The organism is Gilliamella sp. B3172 (assembly GCF_026536465.1).
Lineage (GTDB): Bacteria > Pseudomonadota > Gammaproteobacteria > Enterobacterales > Orbaceae > Gilliamella.
Map to the genome: position 1 here is coordinate 1 of NZ_JAFNOA010000021.1, position 1,795 is coordinate 1,795.

Sequence of the window (1,795 nt, forward strand, 5' to 3'; positions counted from 1 at the left end):
GAAAATGCATTATGTGGAAGCTTATAGAGTAGGGCGGGACACGTGATATCCTGTCTGAAGATGGGGGGACCATCCTCCAAGGCTAAATACTCCTGATTGACCGATAGTGAACCAGTACCGTGAGGGAAAGGCGAAAAGAACCCCGGGAGGGGAGTGAAATAGACCCTGAAACCGTGTACGTACAATCAGTGGGAGCATGTACCGTTGGGTATGTGTGACTGCGTACCTTTTGTATAATGGGTCAGCGACTTATATTCTGTAGCAAGGTTAACCGAATAGGGGAGCCGAAGGGAAACCGAGTATTAACTGTGCGAAAAGTTGCAGGGTATAGACCCGAAACCCGGTGATCTAGCCATGGGCAGGTTGAAGGTTGGTTAACACTAACTGGAGGACCGAACCGACTAATGTTGAAAAATTAGCGGATGACCTGTGGCTGGGGGTGAAAGGCCAATCAAACCGGGAGATAGCTGGTTCTCCCCGAAAGCTATTTAGGTAGCGCCTCATGAGTAACTGTTGGGGGTAGAGCACTGTTTCGGCTAGGGGGCCATCCCGGCTTACCAACCCGATGCAAACTCCGAATACTGACAAGTTTAATCATGGGAGACACACGGCGGGTGCTAACGTTCGTCGTGAAGAGGGAAACAACCCAGACCGCCAGCTAAGGTCCCGAAGTCATAGTTAAGTGGGAAACGAAGTGGGAAGGCTTAGACAGCTAGGATGTTGGCTTAGAAGCAGCCATCATTTAAAGAAAGCGTAATAGCTCACTAGTCGAGTCGGCCTGCGCGGAAGATGTAACGGGGCTAAAACTATGCACCGAAGCTGCGGCAGTGCACGTAAGTGTATTGGGTAGGGGAGCGTTCTGTAAGCCGTAGAAGGTGTGTTGTGAGGCATGCTGGAGGTATCAGAAGTGCGAATGCTGACATAAGTAACGATAAAGCGGGTGAAAAGCCCGCTCGCCGGAAGACCAAGGGTTCCTGTCCAACGTTAATCGGGGCAGGGTGAGTCGACCCCTAAGGAGAGGCCGAAGGGCGTATCTGATGGGAAACGGGTTAATATTCCCGTACTGGCTGTAACTGCGATGGGGGGACGAAGAAGGCTAGGTTTACCACCTATTGGATGGTGGGTTAAGCGTGTAGGGGTGTGATTAGGCAAATCCGGTCACTGAGACCCTGAGGCGTGATGACGAGCTACTAAGGTAGTGAAGTAATTGATGCCCTGCTTCCAGGAAAATCCTCTAAGCTTCAGGTTACAGTTAATCGTACCCGAAACCGACACAGGTGGTCAGGTAGAGAATACTCAGGCGCTTGAGAGAACTCGGGTGAAGGAACTAGGCAAAATGGTGCCGTAACTTCGGGAGAAGGCACGCTGACGGTAATTGAAATCCCATGCGGACGTAGGTGAAATCAGTCGAAGATACCAGCTGGCTGCAACTGTTTAATAAAAACACAGCACTGTGCAAACACGAAAGTGGACGTATACGGTGTGACGCCTGCCCGGTGCTGGAAGGTTAATTGATGGGGTTATGCGTAAGCAGAAGCTCTTGATCGAAGCCCCAGTAAACGGCGGCCGTAACTATAACGGTCCTAAGGTAGCGAAATTCCTTGTCGGGTAAGTTCCGACCTGCACGAATGGCGTAATGATGGCCAGGCTGTCTCCACCCGAGACTCAGTGAAATTGAAATTGCCGTGAAGATGCGGTGTACCCGTGGCAAGACGGAAAGACCCCGTGAACCTTTACTATAGCTTGACAGTGAACATTGAGCCTTAATGTGTAGGATAGGTGGGAGACTATGAAG

At 50.8% G+C, this 1,795-nt stretch carries 1 rRNA gene; it reads left to right on the forward strand.

The window, feature by feature from the left end:
- A 23S ribosomal RNA gene (locus J3U37_RS12010) occupies window positions 1-1,795 on the forward strand; the annotation flags it as partial.